The 20,815-nt window shown below is 41.2% G+C and carries 21 protein-coding genes and 2 tRNA genes; 13 read left to right on the top strand and 10 right to left on the bottom strand.

Annotated elements, in window-relative coordinates; translation table 11 throughout:
- Positions 1-30: 30 nt before the first annotated feature.
- The 3 genes from F891_RS04615 to F891_RS04600 all read right to left on the bottom strand — a co-directional run bounded on the left by F891_RS04615 (position 31) and on the right by F891_RS04600 (position 2,713).
- Complete coding sequence (locus F891_RS04615) at positions 31-666, bottom strand: YqiJ family protein (protein ID WP_004730256.1); 636 nt, start codon at positions 664-666, stop codon at positions 31-33.
- A 192-nt stretch (positions 667-858) separates the two neighbouring features.
- Positions 859-1,949 (bottom strand): IS4-like element ISAba1 family transposase gene (locus tag F891_RS17280; RefSeq protein ID WP_085940413.1). Its coding sequence is split into 2 segments (ribosomal slippage): positions 859-1,409 and positions 1,409-1,949, totalling 1,092 coding nucleotides; the frame shifts between segments, so codons are not numbered across the junction.
- A gap of 221 nt (positions 1,950-2,170) precedes the next feature.
- Positions 2,171-2,713 (bottom strand): hypothetical protein, encoded by a 543-nt coding sequence (locus tag F891_RS04600; protein ID WP_005262352.1) that lies wholly within the window; start codon positions 2,711-2,713, stop codon positions 2,171-2,173.
- Between the two features lie 323 nt (positions 2,714-3,036).
- Between F891_RS04600 and cysD the strand changes: the two genes are divergently transcribed.
- The 3 genes from cysD (at position 3,037) to F891_RS04585 (ending at position 6,151) form a co-directional block, all read left to right on the top strand.
- The gene (gene cysD / locus F891_RS04595; protein WP_004730252.1) at positions 3,037-3,951 is read left to right on the top strand and encodes a sulfate adenylyltransferase subunit CysD; all 915 of its coding nucleotides are present in this window, start codon (positions 3,037-3,039) and stop codon (positions 3,949-3,951) included.
- A gap of 165 nt (positions 3,952-4,116) precedes the next feature.
- Positions 4,117-5,733 (top strand): sulfate adenylyltransferase subunit CysN, encoded by a 1,617-nt coding sequence (cysN, locus tag F891_RS04590; RefSeq protein WP_004730250.1) that lies wholly within the window; start codon positions 4,117-4,119, stop codon positions 5,731-5,733.
- Positions 5,734-5,878: 145 nt separating this feature from the next.
- Positions 5,879-6,151 carry a hypothetical protein gene (locus F891_RS04585; RefSeq protein ID WP_004730248.1) on the top strand — a complete coding sequence of 91 codons (273 nt, stop codon included), beginning with the start codon at positions 5,879-5,881 and terminating at the stop codon, positions 6,149-6,151.
- A gap of 69 nt (positions 6,152-6,220) precedes the next feature.
- Here F891_RS04585 and F891_RS04580 read toward each other — a convergent pair whose 3' ends face one another.
- Entirely contained in the window at positions 6,221-6,565 is a 345-nt protein-coding gene (locus F891_RS04580; RefSeq protein WP_004730246.1) for a thioredoxin family protein, read from the bottom strand.
- Between the two features lie 130 nt (positions 6,566-6,695).
- On the opposite strand from F891_RS04580, the gene F891_RS04575 reads away from it, so the two are divergent.
- The 3 genes from F891_RS04575 (at position 6,696) to F891_RS04570 (ending at position 9,163) form a co-directional block, all read left to right on the top strand.
- Positions 6,696-7,688, top strand: a complete 993-nt coding sequence (locus F891_RS04575) for an NAD(P)H-quinone oxidoreductase (RefSeq protein ID WP_004730244.1) — start codon at positions 6,696-6,698, stop codon at positions 7,686-7,688.
- Positions 7,689-7,903: 215 nt separating this feature from the next.
- A complete protein-coding gene (locus F891_RS17275) occupies positions 7,904-8,107 on the top strand; it encodes a hypothetical protein (RefSeq protein ID WP_004730241.1) in 204 nt (67 codons plus the stop codon).
- Between the two features lie 153 nt (positions 8,108-8,260).
- Positions 8,261-9,163 carry a helix-turn-helix transcriptional regulator gene (locus F891_RS04570; RefSeq protein ID WP_004730239.1) on the top strand — a complete coding sequence of 301 codons (903 nt, stop codon included), beginning with the start codon at positions 8,261-8,263 and terminating at the stop codon, positions 9,161-9,163.
- Positions 9,164-9,314: 151 nt separating this feature from the next.
- Here F891_RS04570 and F891_RS04565 read toward each other — a convergent pair.
- Both F891_RS04565 and F891_RS04560 read right to left on the bottom strand, forming a co-directional pair.
- A tRNA-Leu gene (locus F891_RS04565) sits at positions 9,315-9,400 on the bottom strand.
- 10 nt (positions 9,401-9,410) lie between these two features.
- Positions 9,411-9,484, bottom strand: a tRNA-Cys gene (locus F891_RS04560).
- A gap of 153 nt (positions 9,485-9,637) precedes the next feature.
- Between F891_RS04560 and folD the strand changes: the two genes are divergently transcribed.
- Positions 9,638-10,486 (top strand): bifunctional methylenetetrahydrofolate dehydrogenase/methenyltetrahydrofolate cyclohydrolase FolD, encoded by an 849-nt coding sequence (gene folD / locus F891_RS04555; RefSeq protein ID WP_004646309.1) that lies wholly within the window; start codon positions 9,638-9,640, stop codon positions 10,484-10,486.
- 135 nt (positions 10,487-10,621) lie between these two features.
- Complete coding sequence (locus F891_RS04550; protein ID WP_005262348.1) at positions 10,622-11,290, top strand: class I SAM-dependent methyltransferase; 669 nt, start codon at positions 10,622-10,624, stop codon at positions 11,288-11,290.
- Positions 11,291-11,355: 65 nt separating this feature from the next.
- Here the strand turns inward: F891_RS04550 and F891_RS04545 are convergent, their stop codons facing one another.
- Positions 11,356-11,778 (bottom strand): hypothetical protein, encoded by a 423-nt coding sequence (locus F891_RS04545; RefSeq protein WP_005262346.1) that lies wholly within the window; start codon positions 11,776-11,778, stop codon positions 11,356-11,358.
- A gap of 135 nt (positions 11,779-11,913) precedes the next feature.
- Entirely contained in the window at positions 11,914-13,743 is a 1,830-nt protein-coding gene (locus F891_RS04540; protein WP_005262344.1) for a phosphoenolpyruvate carboxykinase (GTP), read from the bottom strand.
- Between the two features lie 417 nt (positions 13,744-14,160).
- On the opposite strand from F891_RS04540, the gene F891_RS04535 reads away from it, so the two are divergent.
- The 4 genes from F891_RS04535 (at position 14,161) to groL (ending at position 18,020) form a co-directional block, all read left to right on the top strand.
- On the top strand, positions 14,161-15,099 hold the full coding sequence (locus F891_RS04535; RefSeq protein WP_034439262.1) for a diacylglycerol/lipid kinase family protein: 939 nt from the start codon (positions 14,161-14,163) through the stop codon (positions 15,097-15,099).
- Positions 15,080-15,856 (top strand): metallophosphoesterase family protein, encoded by a 777-nt coding sequence (locus F891_RS04530; RefSeq protein ID WP_005262340.1) that lies wholly within the window; start codon positions 15,080-15,082, stop codon positions 15,854-15,856. The genes F891_RS04535 and F891_RS04530 overlap by 20 nt, the downstream gene beginning before the upstream one ends.
- Positions 15,857-16,024: 168 nt before the next feature.
- A complete protein-coding gene (locus tag F891_RS04525) occupies positions 16,025-16,315 on the top strand; it encodes a co-chaperone GroES (RefSeq protein WP_004646315.1) in 291 nt (96 codons plus the stop codon).
- A 70-nt stretch (positions 16,316-16,385) separates the two neighbouring features.
- Positions 16,386-18,020 (top strand): chaperonin GroEL, encoded by a 1,635-nt coding sequence (gene groL, locus F891_RS04520; RefSeq protein WP_004279474.1) that lies wholly within the window; start codon positions 16,386-16,388, stop codon positions 18,018-18,020.
- A 67-nt stretch (positions 18,021-18,087) separates the two neighbouring features.
- Here the strand turns inward: groL and F891_RS04515 are convergent, their stop codons facing one another.
- A complete protein-coding gene (locus F891_RS04515; protein WP_005262338.1) occupies positions 18,088-18,582 on the bottom strand; it encodes a copper resistance protein NlpE in 495 nt (164 codons plus the stop codon).
- Between the two features lie 293 nt (positions 18,583-18,875).
- Positions 18,876-19,577 carry an IS1 family transposase gene (locus F891_RS04510; RefSeq protein WP_034439188.1) on the bottom strand — a complete coding sequence of 234 codons (702 nt, stop codon included), beginning with the start codon at positions 19,575-19,577 and terminating at the stop codon, positions 18,876-18,878.
- 46 nt (positions 19,578-19,623) lie between these two features.
- On the opposite strand from F891_RS04510, the gene F891_RS04505 reads away from it, so the two are divergent.
- Positions 19,624-20,742, top strand: a complete 1,119-nt coding sequence (locus F891_RS04505; RefSeq protein ID WP_034439185.1) for a LuxR C-terminal-related transcriptional regulator — start codon at positions 19,624-19,626, stop codon at positions 20,740-20,742.
- The last annotated feature ends 73 nt before the right edge of the window (positions 20,743-20,815 follow it).

Genomic DNA, 20,815 nt, shown 5'->3' with positions numbered 1-20,815 from the left:
AAGTCTCAATTGAGTGCTAGCTAAATAAAATTAAAGTGCAATGGCTTGAAAGCCGTTCTTGGTTTTGTGGGTTAGAACTACATTCTGACCTTGATTTAAAATTTGATTGTTTTCTGGTTCAACCAGAACATAATGAGTCTGGCCATGTTGATCTCGGACTTTGGCTTGTGCGGGAGAATTCACTTTGGCATCTCCCAGAATAATGGTCGCGGTACGTCCGATGAGTTCATCACTGTAAATCGCGGAAGTTTCATCTTGGGGCAGGAGCTTACTGGCGGCCATGGCAAGAAAGCGCACCACAGGCATACACAGAAACAGGCAGGCCGGAGAAATCAACCAAACATTAAACAGCTGGCTGGTCAGGCGCTCAAATATGCCCTGAATCAATAAACCGCTTAACCCATAACTGGTCAGAAAAATGATTAGCCAGATAAATAAAGGCAGACGCCCCAGATATAACCAGTCAAATACTTTGCTGAAAACACCCGGAGACTGATCCGGGCTTATTTCTGGTTGCAGGGGATCTTCAGGTAAAAACTGTTCGAAGATATGCTGAGAGCCGCCGCCGAGCAGCAATAGAATACATTCTAGTGCAGCAAACATCAGCATTAGGCTCAGGCTAATACTAAATACGATATTTGATGGATGCGTAAACAGTTCCCACATTTCTTTATCTCTATAATTATGTTTTTAGGAAAAGTGTCTGAAAGTTTTTATTGATATAACGATAACAGTAATTACTGATTTTGTATGCAAAAAAATAACAAAAAACCCGATAAACAAGGATTGAATATATTGATTATTTAATAATTATTGAACTATTAAAATTAATAATAAACTCTCTGTACACGACAAATTTCACAGAACCCTTATCCTATCAGGGTTCTGCCTTCTTAAAATTGCCAAAATTTCCTTAAACTCTTCTTTTTTCCCAAAACCAATTAAACGCTGAATCGCCATTTGAACATAGTCTAAACCATAGCGAAATAAACTCATTGAGAGTCGTCCATGCTTCTTTATTTTTATCGCTTTTTTTTGATCATGTTGCCATTCACCCGTTAAGTAACACCAACAGAAGCTTATAGCTAACACCGCAATCAATTTTTTCACTCGTCTAGGGTCTGTCAAGCGCGTATTTTCAAGATTAAACCCGCGTCCTTTGAGACAACTGAATAAGGTTTCAATTTCCCAGCGTAATGCATAATCCTGAATAGCATTGGCATTAAACTGAGGAGAAACGACGAGTAAAAGCTCTCCATTTTCTAACTGTAGTGCACTTATATATAGTTTCACCCGACCAACCAAAATCCGTCGTTTACGACATTCAATTTGACCAACTTTAAGATGGCGAAATAAATCACTAATTTTATGATTCTTTCCTAAATGATTGGTGACAATGAAGTTTTTTTAACACGAATGCAGAAGTTGATGTCTTGTTCAATTAACCATGTAAACCACTGCTCACCGATAAACTCTCTGTCTGCGAACACATTCACAATACGGTCTTTACCAAAAATGGCTATAAAGCGTTGAATCAAAGCAATACGCTCTTTCGTATCTGAATTTCCACGTTTATTAAGCAATGTCCAAAGGATAGGTATCGCTATTCCACGATAAACGATTGCGAGCATCAGGATATTAATATTTCGTTTTCCCCATTTCCAATTGGTTCTATCTAAAGTCAGTTGCACTTGGTCGAATGAAAACATATTGAAAATCAACTGAGAAATTTGACGATAATCAAAATACTGACCTGCAAAGAAGCGCTGCATACGTCGATAAAATGATTGTGGTAAGCACTTGATGGGCAAGGCTTTAGATGCAGAAGAAAGATTACATGTTTGCTTTAAAATAATCACAAGCATGATGAGCGCAAAGCACTTTAAATGTGACTTGTTCCATTTTAGATATTTGTTTAAGATAAGATATAACTCATTGAGATGTGTCATAGTATTCGTCGTTAGAAAACAATTATTATGACATTATTTCAATGAGTTATCTATTTTTGTCGTGTACAGAGTAATAAACTATAAGAAGCTAACTGGATGTTTGAGCAAGTGATGCCATAGTGGCAATAGGAATTCTGAATAGCATGGCATTCTGTGTGTGCTTGCCTGAGAAAGTATAGAGATACATCGACCTGAGTATCTCCAAATTTTTCTGTTCAAGTTTAAAGTAGGGCAGTCTGAATCCGGACTTTCATATCTAGAGTCTGTTGCAGAATATAGTGTTGCATCCATTTGACCTGTTCGCCCATAGGATTGACCTTGACTGCAGTATTCAGGAAGTCGAGATCAGGCTGCTTGAAAAGCTGTTGTTGCAAGGTTTGCTCCAAAATCTGACTGTTGGTTGTCAAAGGTAATGCCACTAGATAGAACGCTTTAGGATAATTATAAAAGGCATATAATAAATTAAAGGCTTTTTGATCACCTTTTAGGTTGCCAGCACCAATTTCGTAAGCTGCGTTCTGGTTGCTATAAGTAACGCCGATTAGGAATTCCCAATGACCTTCTTGCAAACGCAGACCAAACAGTAATCCGATTTGATCCGCGGTCAGCTCGTGTTGCAGATAGATATTTAAAGGCTTGCCATCATCACTGAAAGGTTCTTGCAAGACTAGAATATGTTGCTGATGCTGATAAATATAACCAGCAAGCTGGGCCTGTTCCAGACGGGTTTTTACAGTGGTGAGATCAAAAGCGCTATAGGGCATAAACGAAGTATATCAATAGGGAGAATTGGGTCTTACTCTAGTAATTTTTTAACTATTTGAGAACCACTACTTTAGATTATTTTCCTAGGATTTTATTGGTTTAGCGACAGGGTAATATATACCTATATCACACAATACCCTCGCTTGAATTGTGCAAATCATTGATTCATAAAAACTGATATTCATTATTGATGAATTTTTATATGAGCTTTTGATATATCAATATCATAAAACAAGCAATGGATAGGATAAGTAAATCACTATAATGAATATAAATTTTCAAAAGTGTCATAAGTACACGTTTTTCTAAGCTGGTGTTGTCCATGTCGTTAAATGAGGAAAGACTTACTCATCTCAAACAGCTTGAAGCTGAGAGTATTCATATCATCCGCGAAGTTGCTGCCGAGTTTGAAAATCCGGTCATGCTGTATTCGATTGGTAAAGATTCGGCGGTCATGCTGCATCTTGCGCTAAAAGCGTTCTACCCAGCAAAACTTCCATTTCCATTATTACATGTCGATACAGGCTGGAAGTTTAAAGACATGATCACTTTCCGGGACAATATGGCGAAAACCCATGGTTTCGATTTGATCGTGCATCAGAATAAAGAAGGGGTTGAGGCAGGTATTAACCCGTTCGACCACGGTAGTTCTAAATATACCGACATCATGAAAACTCAGGGCTTAAAACAGGCTCTGGATAAATACGGTTTTGATGCTGCTTTTGGTGGCGCGCGCCGTGATGAAGAAAAATCACGTGCGAAAGAACGTGTTTATTCATTCCGTGATTCGAAACATCGTTGGGATCCGAAAAACCAGCGCCCAGAACTTTGGAATCTTTATAACGGTAAAGTGAACAAGGGCGAAAGTATTCGTGTATTCCCGTTATCTAACTGGACTGAGCTGGATATCTGGCAATACATTTATTTGGAAAGTATTCCATTAGTACCACTTTATTTGGCTGCAGAACGTCCTGTGGTTGAACGTAGTGGCACACTTATTATGGTTGATGATGAACGTATGCCTTTAAAAGAAGGTGAAGTTCCACAAATGAAATCGGTACGTTTCCGTACTTTGGGTTGTTATCCATTAACAGGTGCTGTGGAATCTACAGCCAATACCTTGCCGGAAATTATTCAGGAAATGTTGCTGGCAACCAGTTCTGAGCGTCAAGGTCGTATGATTGACCATGATGAAGCAGGCTCGATGGAGAAGAAGAAGCAGGAAGGCTACTTCTAATTTAATCTCCCCCCTTGCGCAGCAATGCTGCTCACCTCTTTAAAAAGAGGGGGAACTCCTAAATCAGAACGGAGATAAAGTCCCTCTTTATTAAAGAGGGATTTAGGGAGATTAAAAAGAGATTCAAAACAACCGATTTCTAAAGAATATGTGGAGCTTTGAGCGATGTCTCATCAATCTGATTTAATCAGCCAAGATATCTTGGGCTATTTAAAACAACATGAAAATAAAGACCTGTTGCGTTTCCTGACTTGCGGTAATGTGGACGATGGTAAATCAACGTTAATTGGTCGTCTGCTGTACGATTCAAAATTGATTTATGAAGATCAATTACAGGCTGTGACCCGTGACTCGAAAAAAGTCGGTACGACAGGTGATGCACCTGACTTGGCACTTCTGGTCGATGGTTTACAAGCAGAGCGTGAGCAAGGCATTACCATTGATGTGGCATATCGTTATTTCTCGACAGAAAAACGTAAATTCATCATCGCGGACACGCCGGGACACGAACAGTACACCCGTAACATGGCAACCGGTGCGTCGACTTGTGACCTTGCGATCATTTTGATTGATGCGCGTTATGGCGTGCAAACCCAGACGCGTCGTCATACCTTTATTGCGAGTTTGCTCGGGATCAAGAACATCATTGTTGCAATCAATAAGATGGACTTGGTGGAATTCTCTGAAACGCGTTTCAATGAAATCCAGGCTGAATATGCGGCATTCGTTGCACAATTGGGCGACCGTAAACCAAGCAATATCATCTTTACGCCTATTTCTGCATTGAATGGCGATAACGTGGTGAACAAGTCAGCCAATACGCCATGGTACACTGGTGAAACGCTGATGGGTACACTTGAATCGGTGGAAATTAACCGTAGTTCAGCGAAGCAGGATTTCCGTTTCCCTGTGCAATACGTGAACCGTCCAAACCTCGACTTCCGTGGTTTCTGCGGTACGATCGCACTTGGCGATATCAATGTTGGCGATACCGTAACAGCATTACCTTCTGGTAAATCATCGACTGTCAAAGAAATTGTCACTTTTGATGGCAATCTTGAGCATGCAGTTGCAGGTCAGGCAGTGACTTTAACGCTTAACGATGAAATTGATATTTCACGTGGTAACGTGTTAATTCGTGCGGATCAAGCTGTTCCAAATATTTCCCGTTCAGTTCAAGCGACTGTTGTGTGGATGGCAGATCAACCACTTGTACTGGGTAAGCTGTACAACATCAAGATTGGTACGCAAACCGTTCCGGCAAAAGTAACGGCAATTCATTACCGTACCAACGTTAACACATTGGAAAAAGTTCAGGTGGATAAACTTGAGCTAAATGCAATCGCCAATGTGACTGTTGAATTTGATGCACCAGTGGTCTTTGACCGTTATCAAGACAGCCGTTTCACCGGTTCGTTTATCTTCATCGATCGTTTGAATAACGTGACGATTGGTGCTGGTATGGTGGAAGAATCAGTTGAATGGTCTGCACACGATGAGCCTGTCACTGCAGAAGCACGTGCGGCACGTTTGGGTCAAAAACCTGCTGCGGTGACTGTATCTGGTAAAGCTTTGGAAAATGCTCAGGCGCTAGAAAGCTTGCTGATTCAGCAAGGGATCGTTGCTATTGCTAAAGCATGTTTGAATGCGGAGCAGGTTGCACTGGTTCGTGAAACTGGTGTGGTTGTGATTACCGATGCTGCTGAAGGTACAGACACGACTTTAACCGTAGATACAGTTGAAGAACTTGCTGAGAAGATTGTGGAATTGGTTCGTCTTTAAGACTGGACTGATTTGAAGAAACCCGCTGAAAAGCGGGTTTTTTATTGCCTAAATTTTGATTGCATGAAAATCATTCGATTAGTCAAAATGTGATCTTTCAATTTACTAGTCAATTAATACAATACTCCCTAGATTTGGGGAATATATGAAAAAATTAATATTGCTGGCTGGCTTGTGTGTGGCTTTTGGAGCTGAAGCCAAACAGAGCAGCCAAAGCGTTGAAGCAATCAAGCAAAAAATAATCCAGCAGTCGATTCAGAATTATCCGGGAAATTGTCCGTGTCCTTACAATACTGCAAGTAATGGTAGTCGTTGTGGTAAGCGTAGTGCTTATAATCGTGCAGGCGGATATGCGCCGCTGTGTTATCCGGAAGATGTGAGTGATCGAATGGTAAAGGAATATAAAGGGCGTAGTTAATTAAAGGCTCCGTATTTAGATAGTGAGCTAAAAGAAATATTTTTGTTAGATTTGGCTTCACATGGGTAATTATTCATAAGAATCATTGAGGACTAAGGCCAGAATTGCTTTCATTTCGGTTAAACTTTTCACGCCTGCAATCCTTTTAATAATTTCTCCATTTCTAAAAATAAGCGTAGAAGGCAAACCATAGGCATTATAGCGCAAGGTTAAAATCGGAGACTGATCCACATTGATCTTGCCAAATTTAACTTCAGGATTTACCTCAGCATAGTATGTCGCCAGTTCGGCAAAGATCGGAAAATTCTGAACACAGGGCTTGCACCAGTCTGCATAAAAGCGAATCACGGCAAAACCTTCAAACCACTCAAAATCACTGTAATTGTTTTCGTTATATTCGATCACTTGGATCATGGTTGGCCTATTATCAATTTCCTGAATAGTCCCCCGATTATACATAAGTCCGATGTAGCTTCATTCCTCATGCTAACTATGTTCAAATAAGTCCAAGATATATGAAATGCATAGATTAGGGAAAGAAATCATGTCGCAACAAACCATGCAGCAAGTCATTATTACAGAACCAGGTGGTGTCGATAAACTCGCTTATGAAACGGTGACTGTACCTGAACCTAAAGCAGATGAAGTTCTGGTGAAAGTTCATGCCTTTGGTATTAACCGTCCAGATATCCTGCAGCGTCAAGGCTTATATCCGATGCCGAAAGGGGTAACGCCAGTTCCTGGCCTGGAAGTGGCAGGTGAGGTGGTTGCGATTGGTAGTGATGTAAGTCAGTTTAAAGTTGGTGACAAGGTTTGTGGTTTGACCAATGGTGGCGGTTATGCTGAATATTGCGTAGTGCCAGAAAGCCAGACCTTGAATATTCCTGAAGGCGTAAGTTTTGTCCAGGCAGCGGCCATTCCTGAAACTTTCTTTACCGTGTGGGCTAATGTGTTCCAGATGGGTCAGGCTAAAGCAGGGGAAACGGTACTGGTGCATGGTGGAACCAGTGGGATTGGTACGACTGCTTTGATGCTGTGTAAATCACTTGGTATTAAAACTTTTGCAACTGTGGGTTCAGATGAAAAAGTTGCAGCGATTTCTGATTTAACCACGGCTATTAATTATAAAACTCAGGACTTTGAGCAAGTTATTAATGAAGCTACCGACAATGGTGGTGTCGATGTTATTTTAGATATGGTCGGTGCACCTTATTTAGAGCGTAATTTAAATTTGTTGCGCCGTGATGGACGTCTGGTCTATATCGCCTTCTTGGGTGGTGCTAAGGCCAAAGAAGTTAAACTCGGACAAATCATGATGAAACGTCTGACCATTACCGGTTCGACCATGCGTGCACGCAGCACGGCTGAAAAAGCGGAAATTGCACAAGGCCTGAAAGAGCAGATTGCACCATTGTGGGCAAAAGGCGAATGTCTCCCGATGATCTATAAAACGTTTAAGTTCGATCAGATTCAGGATGCCCATGCCACAATGGATACTGGAGAGCATGTGGGTAAAGTTGTAGTTGAAATTATTTAATACGAGATAAGTGATTCAAAAAAAGCCAGTAATTTTACTGGCTTTTTTTAATTTTAAGTAAAATATTATTACAAATAAATATATAAAATCTTGAATAAAAATTAAAAAATGTTAACTGTTCGACACAACCTGTCAATTATGACACGTAAATTGCATGTATAGATAATTCCGACCAAATGGTTAAACATTCACATGAATGTGAGAGGGAAAATAAGATGAAAATTATTTCAACAGCATATAGTTCAAAACATAGTTTAAGCGCATTACGACGTATTCATAAAATGATTATTCGCGGAACCATCAGCTGGGTAGAGTTACATAAAATGTATCGGGCGATGCTGCATCTGGAGCGTTATATAGAAAGATTAACAATACAAAATCGTCATTCAAGCAAGAAAGCATCCAGAAAATCCAAATAAGATCTTGTATTTTTAGGGTGAATAAAGGGTCAAGATCTGATGCAAAAAAATATCTTAGACTTTGTCCTAATATTATTCATTGATCGGCATTCAGTATAATCATTCAACATCTAGCGATAAATAAGTACATGAGAATGTATTAAGTGGGGATTTATGAAGCGCCCAGCTTCAACACATGAGCGTCTTGCAGAGCGTTTAGCCAGAATTTTGACCAAATTAAACGTCGGATATCAACTCCGGGCTGCAGAGCTAGCTGCAGAATTTCAAGTCAGCACCCGTACCATTGAGCGTGATTTTGATCGTCTAGGCTCTTACTTACCCTTACTTCAAGATGAACAGAAACGATATTATCTGGAACTCTCTTATTTAGGGCGCTTTAAATTGCAGGATATCCAGACCTTTGCCCAGCTTTCGGGGATCAGTGAGCTGTATCCGGCGCTGGATATGTCTTTTATGCGTGAATTGCTGGATGAGCGGGCAAATCAGGTATTTTCGGCAAAAGGCTATTATTTTGAAGATGCCAAACAGTTTGCCGAGCATTTCAAGTTGCTTGCAAGCGCAATCTATAAACGTCAGCAGGTTGAGTTGCAATATTCAGATCAATTGCGAATCATTAAGCCTTATCGCTTGATTCACCATCATGGTATCTGGTATCTGGTAGGTGTAGATCAGGACAAGTTGCGCACCTATCGCTTAAGTCAGGTGCAACAACTCAAGCTGGTTTCTGAGGTGGAGAGCTTTGCGCATGATCCTGAAATACTGAAAATGCTGGTAGATGAAGACAGCATCTGGTTTGGGCAGCAAAAGCAGCAAGTCTTAATCAAGGTACAACCTGAAGTCGCGGTCTTTTTTAAAGAGCGCCGTTTATTTCCAGAACAGCAGATCGAGCAGGAAACTGGGACTGGAGAGTTAGTGATTAGTTGCCAGATTCGTCACGAAATGCAGTTATTGCCTTTGGTGCGTTACTGGTTACCTTATGTGAAAATTATTGAGCCGATTCATTTCCAGCAAAAACTGGAACAGGATTTGCAAGGATATTTACGTTCTGCTGGATGATATTGAGAAAGCAGAGCAGGAGGGCCTGATTAATGATGACACTTTAAATGGGAATTTAATTTACTTATTTTTTGACTAACTAAATTACAGACATAAAAAAACCAGCTTTCGCTGGGTTCTTTATTTGCACCATCTTTCTATAGTAGAAGAATGGTGCCCGAGGCCAGACTCGAACTGGCACGCTTTGTGGGCGGGGGATTTTAAATCCCCTGTGTCTACCGATTTCACCACTCGGGCTTTAACAAGATGGAGGCGGAGGTCGGAATCGAACCGGCGTCCACGGAGTTGCAGTCCGCTGCATGACCACTCTGCCACCCCGCCGCGTCTTGTTGATGCGTATATTAGCAAGCCCAGAAAAAAAAACAATAGTGTATTCATCTGTATGCGCATAAAAACATCATCTGGCGGAAAATATTTAAATTATTCATGTAGAATGTGCAAAATTGATTCATATCAACACTTGGGAGAAGTGCCGTGGCATTAGTTCTAGACGGTCGTGCATTGGCGAAGCAAATTGAAGCTGACTTGTTTACTCGCGTAGAAGCGCTGAAAGCAAAATCAGGTCGTACTCCAATTCTTGCGACGATTTTGGTAGGTGACGATGGTGCATCTGCAACTTATGTTCGCATGAAAGGCAATGCCTGCCGCCGTGTTGGTATGGATTCACTCAAAGTGGAACTTCCTAAAGAAACCACAACTGAAGAATTATTGGCTGAAATTGAAAAATTAAATGCAAATCCTGATGTGCACGGTATTCTGCTTCAGCACCCGGTTCCTGCGCAAATTGATGAGCGTGCCTGTTTCGATGCAATCTCGCTTGAAAAAGACGTAGATGGTGTCACTTGCCTGGGCTATGGTCGTATGGCAATGGGTGAGGCAGCCTATGGTTCAGCGACGCCTGCGGGTATTATGACTATCCTGAAAGAGAACAACATTGAAATCGCTGGTAAACATGCGGTAGTTGTAGGTCGTTCTGCAATTTTGGGTAAACCAATGGCTGCGATGCTGCTAGAAGCGAATGCAACCGTAACCATTTGCCATTCACGTACTCAAGATCTTGCAAGCTTTGTTAAGCAAGCAGATATCATTGTCGGTGCGGTAGGTAAAGCAGAATTAATTCAAAAAGACTGGATCAAACAAGGTGCAGTGGTTGTTGATGCTGGTTTCCATCCACGTGATGGCGGTGGTGTTGGTGATATCCAACTTGTTGGCATTGAAGAAATTGCTTCTGCTTATACCCCAGTTCCGGGTGGCGTAGGTCCAATGACGATTACCACTTTAATCCGTCAAACGGTTGAAGCTGCTGAAAAAGCTTTAGGTTAATCAAATCCTCCCTAACCCTCCTTTTTCAAAGGAGGGAACTCTGATCACTATTTTTGGATGGAGTTTCCCCCTCTTTTTTAAAGAGGGGCTAGGGGAGATTCTTCAAAGACATTAATACTAATTAAAAGAAATCTAATGAGCTGCACCTTCCGACTCCCTCAAGCCCCAGAACATCTACTAAAAGCCTTGCATGATGTGATTCCACACTGTGAGCTACATGCACAGCAATTGCCGGATACACCCATTTCCCTGTGGCTGATTCCGCCAGTATTCCCAACAGATAAGCTGGATGATGAGGTGATTCGTCGCATTTGGAATGATACACCATACTGGATCTTTTGCTGGGCCTCAGGCTTGGCGATGGCGCAGTGGCTATTGGCAGAGCCGCATCATGTTAAAGACAAAGTAGTTTTGGATTTTGGGGCGGGATCGGGCGTAGTTGCCATTGCGGCGAAAATGGCAGGTGCAAAACGTGTGATCTGCTGTGATATCGATCAAGTTAGTCTAGATGCCTGTCGTGCCAATGCAGAGCTAAATGATGTCGAGCTTGAATATCTGGATGACCTATATAAGGCAGAGAAAGTGGATATTTTATTAGCCGCAGATGTGCTTTATGATCAATGTAACCGTTTCTTCCTGGATGAGTTTTTAAGATTTGCACCTGAGGTCTGGGTTGCAGATAGTCGAGTAAAAAACTTTAGTCATCCTCAATATGAAAAACTGGATGAGCGCAGTGCAACGACTTGGCCAGATCTGGATGAATCACCAGAATTTCGTAATGTCAGTTTCTATAAAACACTTTAAAGTTGAAAAATCAAAAAGGGCAGTTAGCCCTTTTTGATTGTCTTGATTTCTATAAGTATCAGATATTAAGAACAAGTATAACGAATAACGCGCATGGTCGTTGGGCGGGCTTCTAAAGCTTCGCGTGCACCCGGGTTCTCGCTATTATGTAAATCGGGCGTGTTGCTTAAGCTGATTTGCGTGCGGCTATTACCCAGTTGGCGGCCATAGTTTTCCTGTTCCGCAGTTGGATTGGAAATTTCATTGGTGCTTAAAATCTGGATATTGTAAGTTTTGGAATTTCCTAACACGTGTCTGCAAGCGGCTTGCAAGCGATTTTCATCCTGGCTTGGTCGTCCTGAGAGGGTGTAGCTCAGGGTTGCTGTATTGCCTGAACGTTCCAGAATCTCATAGCCACTTTGTCCATTGAATTGATGGGGTGTGGTCTGACATGCACTCAGTACAAAACTGCTTGCAGCCACAGCCAAAATTACTGTTGTTCTTTTCATATTTATAGTTCCTGAAGTCTTGGTTTAAGTATGCCATATTTTGCTTAAGCAGCTGCTCTGGTCAATTGTGATCAATTGTTTAAACAGCCAATAAAAAAGGCCGCTTACGCGACCTTTTTTAAATTAAATCAGCAATTAAGCAGATTTAACCGCAGCAATAAGTTCTGCTTGACGAGTTTTTAACGCTTCCGGTAAACGCTCACCTAGCTTGTCGAACAATTCAGTATGGCTTTCAAGTTCTTTGATCCATTGATCTTTATCTTGAGAAGTTACTAGGTCAAACTGTTCTTTAGTGAAGTCAGAACCAGTCCAGTTCAACTGTTCATAAGTAGGAACTAGGCCAATTGGTGTTTCAACAGCCTCAGCACGACCTTCACAACGGTCAATGATCCACTCAAGAACACGCATGTTTTGACCGAAACCAGGCCATACGAAGTTGCCTTCAGCATCACGACGGAACCAGTTCACGTTGTAGATACCTGGAAGTTTGTTGCCAGCAGCGGCAGCTTTCGCGCCCACTTGCTCGCCCATTTCTAACCAGTGCGTGAAGTAATCCGCCATGTTGTAGCCAGCGAATGGCAGCATCGCGAACGGGTCACGACGAACGATACCTTGTTGGCCAACAGCAGCAGCAGTGGTTTCAGATCCCATAGTCGCAGCTTTGTAAACACCGTCAACCCAGTCAAATGCTTCTGAAATTAGAGGCACTGTGTCTGCACGACGACCACCGAAGATGAACGCAGAGATTGGAACACCTGCTGGATTTTCCCAGTCAGCATCAATAGAAGGGCACTGGCCAGCAGATACTGTGAAACGTGCGTTTGGATGCGCTGCTTTTTCTTCGCCAGTGTGTGGTTGACCTTTCCAGTTAGTCAAGTTAGCAGGCGCTTCTTTAGTCAGACCTTCCCACCAAACTTCACCGTTGTCAGTCACAGCAACGTTGGTATAAATCACGTCTTTGTGCATGGTTGCCATACAGTTCGGGTTGGTTTTGGTATTGGTACCAGGCGCTACACCGAAGAAGCCAGCTTCAGGGTTGATTGCATATAAGCGACCGTCTTCACCTGGTTTGATCCAGGCAATATCGTCACCTACAGTTTCAATCTTCCAGCCTTCATAGCCTGCTGGTGGAATCAGCATTGCGAAGTTTGTTTTACCACATGCAGATGGGAATGCAGCTGCGATGTAGTGTTTTTCGCCTTGTGGATTGGTCACGCCAAGGATCAGCATGTGTTCAGCTAACCAGCCTTGTTGACGACCCATAAATGATGCAATACGTAATGCCAGGCATTTTTTACCCAATAATGCGTTACCGCCATAACCAGAACCATAAGACCAGATCTCACGAGTTTCTGGGTAATGCACGATGTATTTTTCTTTGTTGCAAGGCCATGCAACATCTTTTTCGCCGTTCGCAAGCGGAGCACCTACAGTGTGTACGCAAGGAACGTATTCACCGTCAGTACCAAGAACGTCATAAACAGCTTTACCCATACGAGCCATTTTAGACATGCTTACTGCAACGTAAGGAGAGTCAGTTAACTCGATACCGATATGAGCGATATGAGAACCCAATGGACCCATAGAGAATGGAACCACATAAAGTGTACGACCTGCCATTGAACCGTCAAATAAACCGTTCAATTTTTCGCGCATGACAGCAGGTGCTTCCCAGTTGTTGGTCGCGCCAGCATCGTCTTTGTTTTCAGAGCAGATGTAAGTACGATCTTCAACACGTGCTACGTCAGAAGGATCAGAATTTGCAAGATAAGAACCAGGATGAGTTTCTTGATTCAGCGCTTGCATTGTGCCGTTAGCGATCATCAAGTCGATATAACGTTGATATTCTTCTGCGCTACCGTCACACCATTCAATTTTTGCTGGTTTTGTTAATTTAGCAATCTCTTCCACCCAAGCAATAAGCTTAGGGTGACGAACGAATTCTGGTGCGTTCACTTGGGTCATGGTGAGGCCTATCTCAAATGTGTACAAATTAGATGTACAAAGTACAATCCGAGCAATAAAAAATATCGCCCAGATGAAGTATGAAAAAAAGTGGCTGTATTAAAGCATAAAATGATAAAAAAAATAAGACCAAAGAAGTGCTAGATTTCTTTTGGAATATAATGCTATTTTATTTATAAATATAAGTAAAACAACAAGATAAAACTAAATGTTTGAATTATTAATATTATTTATTTAAATTATGGATAGTATTTATTTTAAAAATTAATATTAAAATCATTATCTTAATTTTATAAGACCTTTAATATTCATTATTGATTAAATAAATGGTTGCCATTTGAATTTTACATAAAGCCACTGTTAATTGTCTATGAATTGGACAAAATGCCAATAGGCTTCAATGAAATTGCGCGAAAAATGTCTAATCAATCTAAACCCTTATCGCTAATTTTTAATCATAAAGCTGGTTTTCGCATACAGGGGCCAGAAGGCATTTATGAGCAGCTGATCGATATATTTTCAGCCCAGGGTTATCAAACTAAAGCTTATGAAATCAATGATTCACAGCAATTTGATAAAATTATGGCTGAGGTGCTTGAACAGCATTTGGCATCTAGCGAGTCAGGAATTATCGTTGCGGCAGGCGGAGATGGAACTTTAAATACAGTCGCCAAACATGTGTTGAATACGCAAATTCCTGTCGGTATTTTGCCTTTAGGGACTTTTAACTATGTAGCCAGATTATTGGGGATTCCGCTAGATTTACTTGAAGCGGCAAAAGTGATTGCGACAGGACAGCCACAACGTATGAATGTTGCTCGGATCAATCAGGAAATTTATCTGAATAATGCCAGTTTGGGTCTATATCCTTTATTTATTAAAAAACGTGAAGACTATAATCGTATTTTTGGTCGCTTACCGCTACATGCCTATACTTCTGCACTGGATGTTTTAATTCGCGACCGTAAAGAATTAAAACTAAAAATCTGGGTGGATCAAAAGAAATATCCGGTAAAAACACCACTGATCTTTTTTGGCAATAATCCCTTGCAACTGGCGGATATGAAAATGCGCATTGCAGAAGCGGCTGAAAAAGGCAAAGTGGCGGGAGTGATAGTTTCTAAAAGTGATAAGCTTACTTTATTTAAGCTAGTGTATCAGCTGATTCGAGGCAAGATTGACCAAGCATCAGATGTCTATAGTTTTGCAGCCGATCAAGTCAGAATCGAATCCAGAGCCAAGAAATTGATGGTGGCGATTGACGGGGAAATTGTGGAAATGGCCCCGCCACTCAATATTTCTGTATTAAAAGATAGCCTAAGCGTAATGGTGCCACATGATCCTGCATCTGTCTGATCTGCATTTTGGAACAGAGAAGCCGGAGTGTTTAGACGCGATTCGACATTTCTGTCAGACCCATCCACTTGAAGCTGTCGTCATCAGTGGTGATCTGACTCAGCGCGCACGATTGGGCCAGTTTTTTGCCTGTAAAAAATTTTTAGATCAGCTCAATACGCCTTATATGGTGATCCCGGGGAATCATGATATTCCGCTCTATCATTTGTGGAATCGGCTTTTCAATCCATTTACCCGTTACCAGATTTTTTTTGGTGAATTGGAGCCAATATTTGAAACTGAAAATTTTTATCTGATTGGGGTGAATTCGATCCGACGTCGATATCATACCAAAGGGCATTTATCCCTTGAGCAGATTCAGCGTATTGACCTGACGCTGGCGCAGGCGCCTGCGTCCAAATTAAAAATCATTGTCAGCCATCAGCCTTTTTATGTACCCTTTCAAAATAAGCGCGGTTTCAAGGACAGTCCACTGATGGCCAAAATTGCTTTAGAGGCCTGGGCAGAGCATGGTCTGTTTGCGCTGTTACATGGGCATCTGCATCAACCCGCGATTTATGATTTGAATCAGATGTTCGGACTAGGGGTGGATCATCCTGTATATGATGTGCATGCGGGGACTTCTGCGTCAAATCGTCTACATAAAGATGAACCTAACAGTTTTAATCTGATTGATGCCACAGGAAAAATTTCTCAATATTTGTTCGACGAAGCGGCGCAAGCCTTTTTGTTGAAAGCCGATCTGCTGAATAAATAGACGAAAACCTATGATTCGTTAAAAAAAACCAATTTTTTTTCATTTTTGCCCTTGAAGCGTTTTATTCCATCTCCATAAAAGTGACATCAAAAATTTTTGATGATGACCCATGGAATAATTAAGTCGTCATCAGTGACCTAAAAAAGACTTAGTCTGATGGAGTTATTTATGAGCAACATTCGTCCATTACATGACCGCGTTGTTATTCGTCGTGTTGAAGAAGAAACTAAAACAGCTGGAGGCATTTTACTTCCAGGTTCGGCTGCTGAGAAACCTGCTCAAGGTGAAATCATTGCAGTTGGTAATGGTCAAATCACTGATAATGGCGTACGCGCGTTAGACGTAAAAGTTGGCGACAAAGTATTGTTCGGTACTTATGCAGGCACTACTGTAAAAGTAAACGGCGAAGAGCTTTTAATCATGAAAGAATCTGACATTTTAGCGGTATTAGAAGCTTAATCTGCGCTAAAAAAGTTTTATTCATTCCAAATCAGATTTTGTAAAGATACAACAATATTCGGAGTCAAATATGTCAGCTAAAGACGTAAAATTTGGTGATTCAGCTCGTTCAAAAATGATTGCTGGTGTAAACACCCTTGCAGATGCAGTAAAGGTTACTTTGGGTCCTAAGGGCCGTAACGTTGTTATCGACCGTTCTTTTGGTGCACCGCACATCACTAAAGATGGTGTCACTGTTGCCAAAGAAATTACGCTGAAAGACAAGTTCGAGAACATGGGTGCTCAACTGGTTCGTGAAGTTTCTTCAAAAACCAATGACATCGCAGGTGATGGTACAACGACTGCAACTGTATTGGCACAAGCAATTTTGAATGAAGGCATCAAGTCAGTAACAGCGGGTATGAACCCAATGGACTTGAAACGCGGTATCGATATTGCGGTACGTTCTGTAGTTGAAAACATCAAGGCCACTGCAAAACCAGCATCAGACTCTAAAGCGATTGAACAAGTAGGTTCGATCTCTGCTAACTCTGATACGACTGTAGGTCAGCTGATTGCGCAAGCAATGGAAAAAGTGGGCAAAGAAGGTGTGATCACGGTTGAAGAAGGTTCAGGCTTCGAAGATTCGCTTGACGTAGTTGAAGGCATGCAGTTCGACCGCGGTTATATTTCTCCGTACTTCGCGAACAAGCAAGATACTTTAACAGCTGAACTTGAAAATCCATTCATTCTTCTTGTTGATAAGAAAATCAGCAATATTCGTGAATTGATTACAGTACTTGAAGCTGTTGCTAAAACTGGCAAACCGCTTTTAATCATTTCTGAAGATGTTGAAGGCGAAGCGCTTGCGACGCTTGTTGTCAACAACATGCGCGGTATTATCAAAGTATGTGCGGTGAAAGCACCTGGTTTTGGTGATCGTCGTAAAGCTATGCTTCAAGACATCGCGATCTTGACTGGCGGTACTGTGATTTCTGAAGAAATCGGCATGCAGCTGGATCAAACGACGCTTGATCACTTGGGTACAGCACATAAAGTAACTGTATCTAAAGAAAATACTGTAATTGTAGATGGTGCTGGTAATGCTGGCCAAATCGCTGACCGTGTACAGCAAATCCGTGCACAGATCGAAGAATCTACTTCAGAATATGACAAAGAAAAACTTCAAGAGCGTGTAGCGAAACTTGCTGGCGGTGTTGCCGTCATCAAAATCGGTGCTGCAACTGAAGTTGCAATGAAAGAGAAAAAAGACCGTGTAGATGACGCGCTTCATGCGACTCGCGCTGCAGTTGAAGAAGGTGTCGTTGCGGGTGGTGGTGTTGCACTAGTACGTGCTGCATCTGCACTTGAAGGCGTAACAGGCGCGAATGATGACCAAAACGTAGGTATCAACATTCTTCGTCGTGCGATTGAAGCACCGCTTCGTCAAATCGTATCTAACGCAGGTGATGAGCCTTCTGTAGTGATCAACGCTGTGAAGAATGGCGAAGGTAACTTCGGTTATAACGCTGCAACTGGCGAATATGGCGATATGCTAGAAATGGGTATTCTTGACCCTGCTAAAGTAACGCGTTCTGCACTTGAGCACGCCGCTTCTGTTGCTGGCTTGATGCTGACCACTGAATGCATGATCACTGAAATCCCAGAAGACAAACCTGCAATGCCTGATATGGGTGGCATGGGTGGTATGGGCGGCATGATGTAATTCATCATCCGAGCATTTCATAAAAAAATCCCCGCCATAGCGGGGATTTTTTTATGCGTTTACAGAATTATGATGCGGACTTTTTAACTAATTTATAATTTAAATTACTGTCAATTTTTTTACCTGATTTCATCTCGCGTGCTTCAATAAAATTTTCACCGACAAAGAATTTACGGTTTTCAGCTTTGTTATCTAATGTGATGATTGAAGGATCTTGAGGGTCAAAACTGAAACTGCCTTTAGTTTCGGTCTCATTATTTCCAGCTTTACCTAAATATTCCTCATTTAGCTCATAGGTTTTATCCGGATTGAGATCTAGCTCGACCTTAATCCCTTCACAGTCAGCACAAGGAAAAACACCTTCATATTCACCTGCCCAATCTAGTGAGGTTTCTGCGCTATCAGCACGGTTCATACTGGTATCCGCGTTATTTTGCTCCATCATGGCTGGGCTGGATTGAGCATTATTATTCATCGGCTCATTATCATTGGGCTTTGAACAGGCGGTTAAGGCTCCTGCAATAACGACTGCTAGCGCAGCAGTAAGCGTTAATTTTTTCATTGTTTTGACCCTATTAAATTATTTGTTATGAATTACATTAAAAGTAGTCAGTACAGATAAATAGGGCAATCTTGTTAAAGTTTGATTCATTAGGTGAATCAGACCGGAGTTATTGATAAGTGAGCAGGATTTAAGAATTTTTAGTCAAGTTTAAAGTCACTTTATGCTGTTTCGTTAACTAATTCTGAACGCTATGATTAGAAAATAATGATAATGCGGAGGGGATAATGAAATTAGAACAAGAAAATAATCTGATTGCAAAAATTGGTGGTGTTTCAAAAAGTATGCTGGCATTAAACGAATCCATTATTGATATAAAAGAACACTAAATCAAAGGCTTTGAAATGATTTTCAAGCTTTTTGGAGAAGTTGCAGCTTCTCCTAAAGCCTCGCCTGATTCGATGCCGTAATCGACAATTATTGCCTTCTATACCCACAGTGAAAAATTTACCAATCAACTGTTTGCATTCTTTAAAGGTCGTAACAAAGCTATCCCAATGGTCACTTGATATACATGTATAGCTTACACCTAACTGCTTCAATTTTAATTTAAGTCGTTTTGCAGTGGCTAAATCTCGGTTACCCCATACATAAGCAACAATTTCACCTGTTTCTCGATGATAGGCATAAATTAGCCATTGTTTATTTTGCTTATGACCAACAAAAGTCCAAAACTCATCTACTTCAAGGGTTTCATAATGACTTTGCTGTGCTCGAAGTTGATATTTTGATTGGCTAAGTGTCCGTAGAACTTTACCGATACTTACTCTTTCAATTTCTGCTATATCCCTGACACCACTGGCTCGCACCATGAGGTGTAATATTTTGGTTTTGATACCTGAGTGACAGCCTTGATAACTGAGAGCATGATCACCAATAAATTGACGTCTGCATATTTTACATTGGTAATTTTGCTTACCATCTACTTTTGTGCCATTTTTCTTTATACTGTCACTTAGGCAGGCTGGACACTTGATTTCTAGAGTTATTCGCATTTCTCTATTTTATCAAAATCCAACCTGCTTTTTTTCAGCATACTTTTTGAAACACCACCCAAAAATTTATGATGCTGCTGTATTGCCATCTTTGTGGCTGGACGTGATCAAAGATATCGTGAGCTATACTAAAAGTAAGAGTGCAATTTTTACCGGTCTGGATCAGCTTAATCCAGGCTATGATTTTGTCTATACGCACAATATCCCGAATGAAAGTCTGGCTGCTTATCAGGACGAACGTATCAGAGTGATTGATATGAAACTGCATATGCCCTTATGGAATGCGATCGAGATGGGCGATGCTTTAAGTCATAACTGTCAGCACTATGCAGAACAGCCGGGTACGGATCACTATGTGTTCTATGAGAAGTGTTTAAAGCCTGGCGGTGTATCTTATCTGGCGGGAGTATTGCTGGATCGGGGGAATTATCGTTGGGCGGTACTGGGTATTCATCGTGCACCTGAAGTACAGCCTTTTGAACAGCCTGAGCTGGATTTTCTAAGACGTATCAGTATTCATTTACGCCGGGCTTTGCAAATTCACCGGCAAATCAACTTGATTCAGCAAGATAATTTAAGCCTGTATACCGTATTGGATAGTTTAAAAACGGGGATTGTACTGCTCGATCAAAACCTGTGTTTAAGTTATTCCAATCCTGTTGCGCAAAAGATGCTTGATCAAAGTTCATGTCTGGATCTGGATATACATAACCGTCTAAAAACCAATTATGCTCAGCAGATACGTTTTGATCAGCTATTAGAAAGTGCTTTGCTGGAAGATACGACCATTCAGACTGAAGTGGGTGGAGTCCTGGCGTTGAGTGATGGGGCAGGCTCACAATTCATGCTGACGGTGGTGCCATTTAAAAAATTAAGAAATATGCAACATTTACAGTCTGCTCAGCATCAGATTGCCTTATTTATGACAGATAAAAACCAGCATTATTCCCTGTCAAGAGCTTACCTACAACAGTGTTACCAGCTTTCCAAACGAGAGTTTGATTTATGCGAGTTGTTAATTAATGGTTATAAAATAGAAGATATTGCAGAACAGTGTGGCATTACGTTGAGTTCGGTACGGACGTATTTTAAAAATATTTATGAAAAAACCCAATGTTGTTCGCAAATCGAACTGATGCATTTAGAGGTGGATCAGGAAATTTGAACAACACCTATAAGTGATATTTTGCTCCCCAAATGATGTTATAAACATCAATATATGGAGTATTTTATGACAC

It is taken from the genome of Acinetobacter sp. CIP 101966, from assembly GCF_000369725.1.
Lineage (GTDB): Bacteria > Pseudomonadota > Gammaproteobacteria > Pseudomonadales > Moraxellaceae > Acinetobacter > Acinetobacter lwoffii_Q.
Note: the sequence above shows the minus strand (reverse complement) of the source record. Positions and strands in the feature narration are given on the sequence as shown.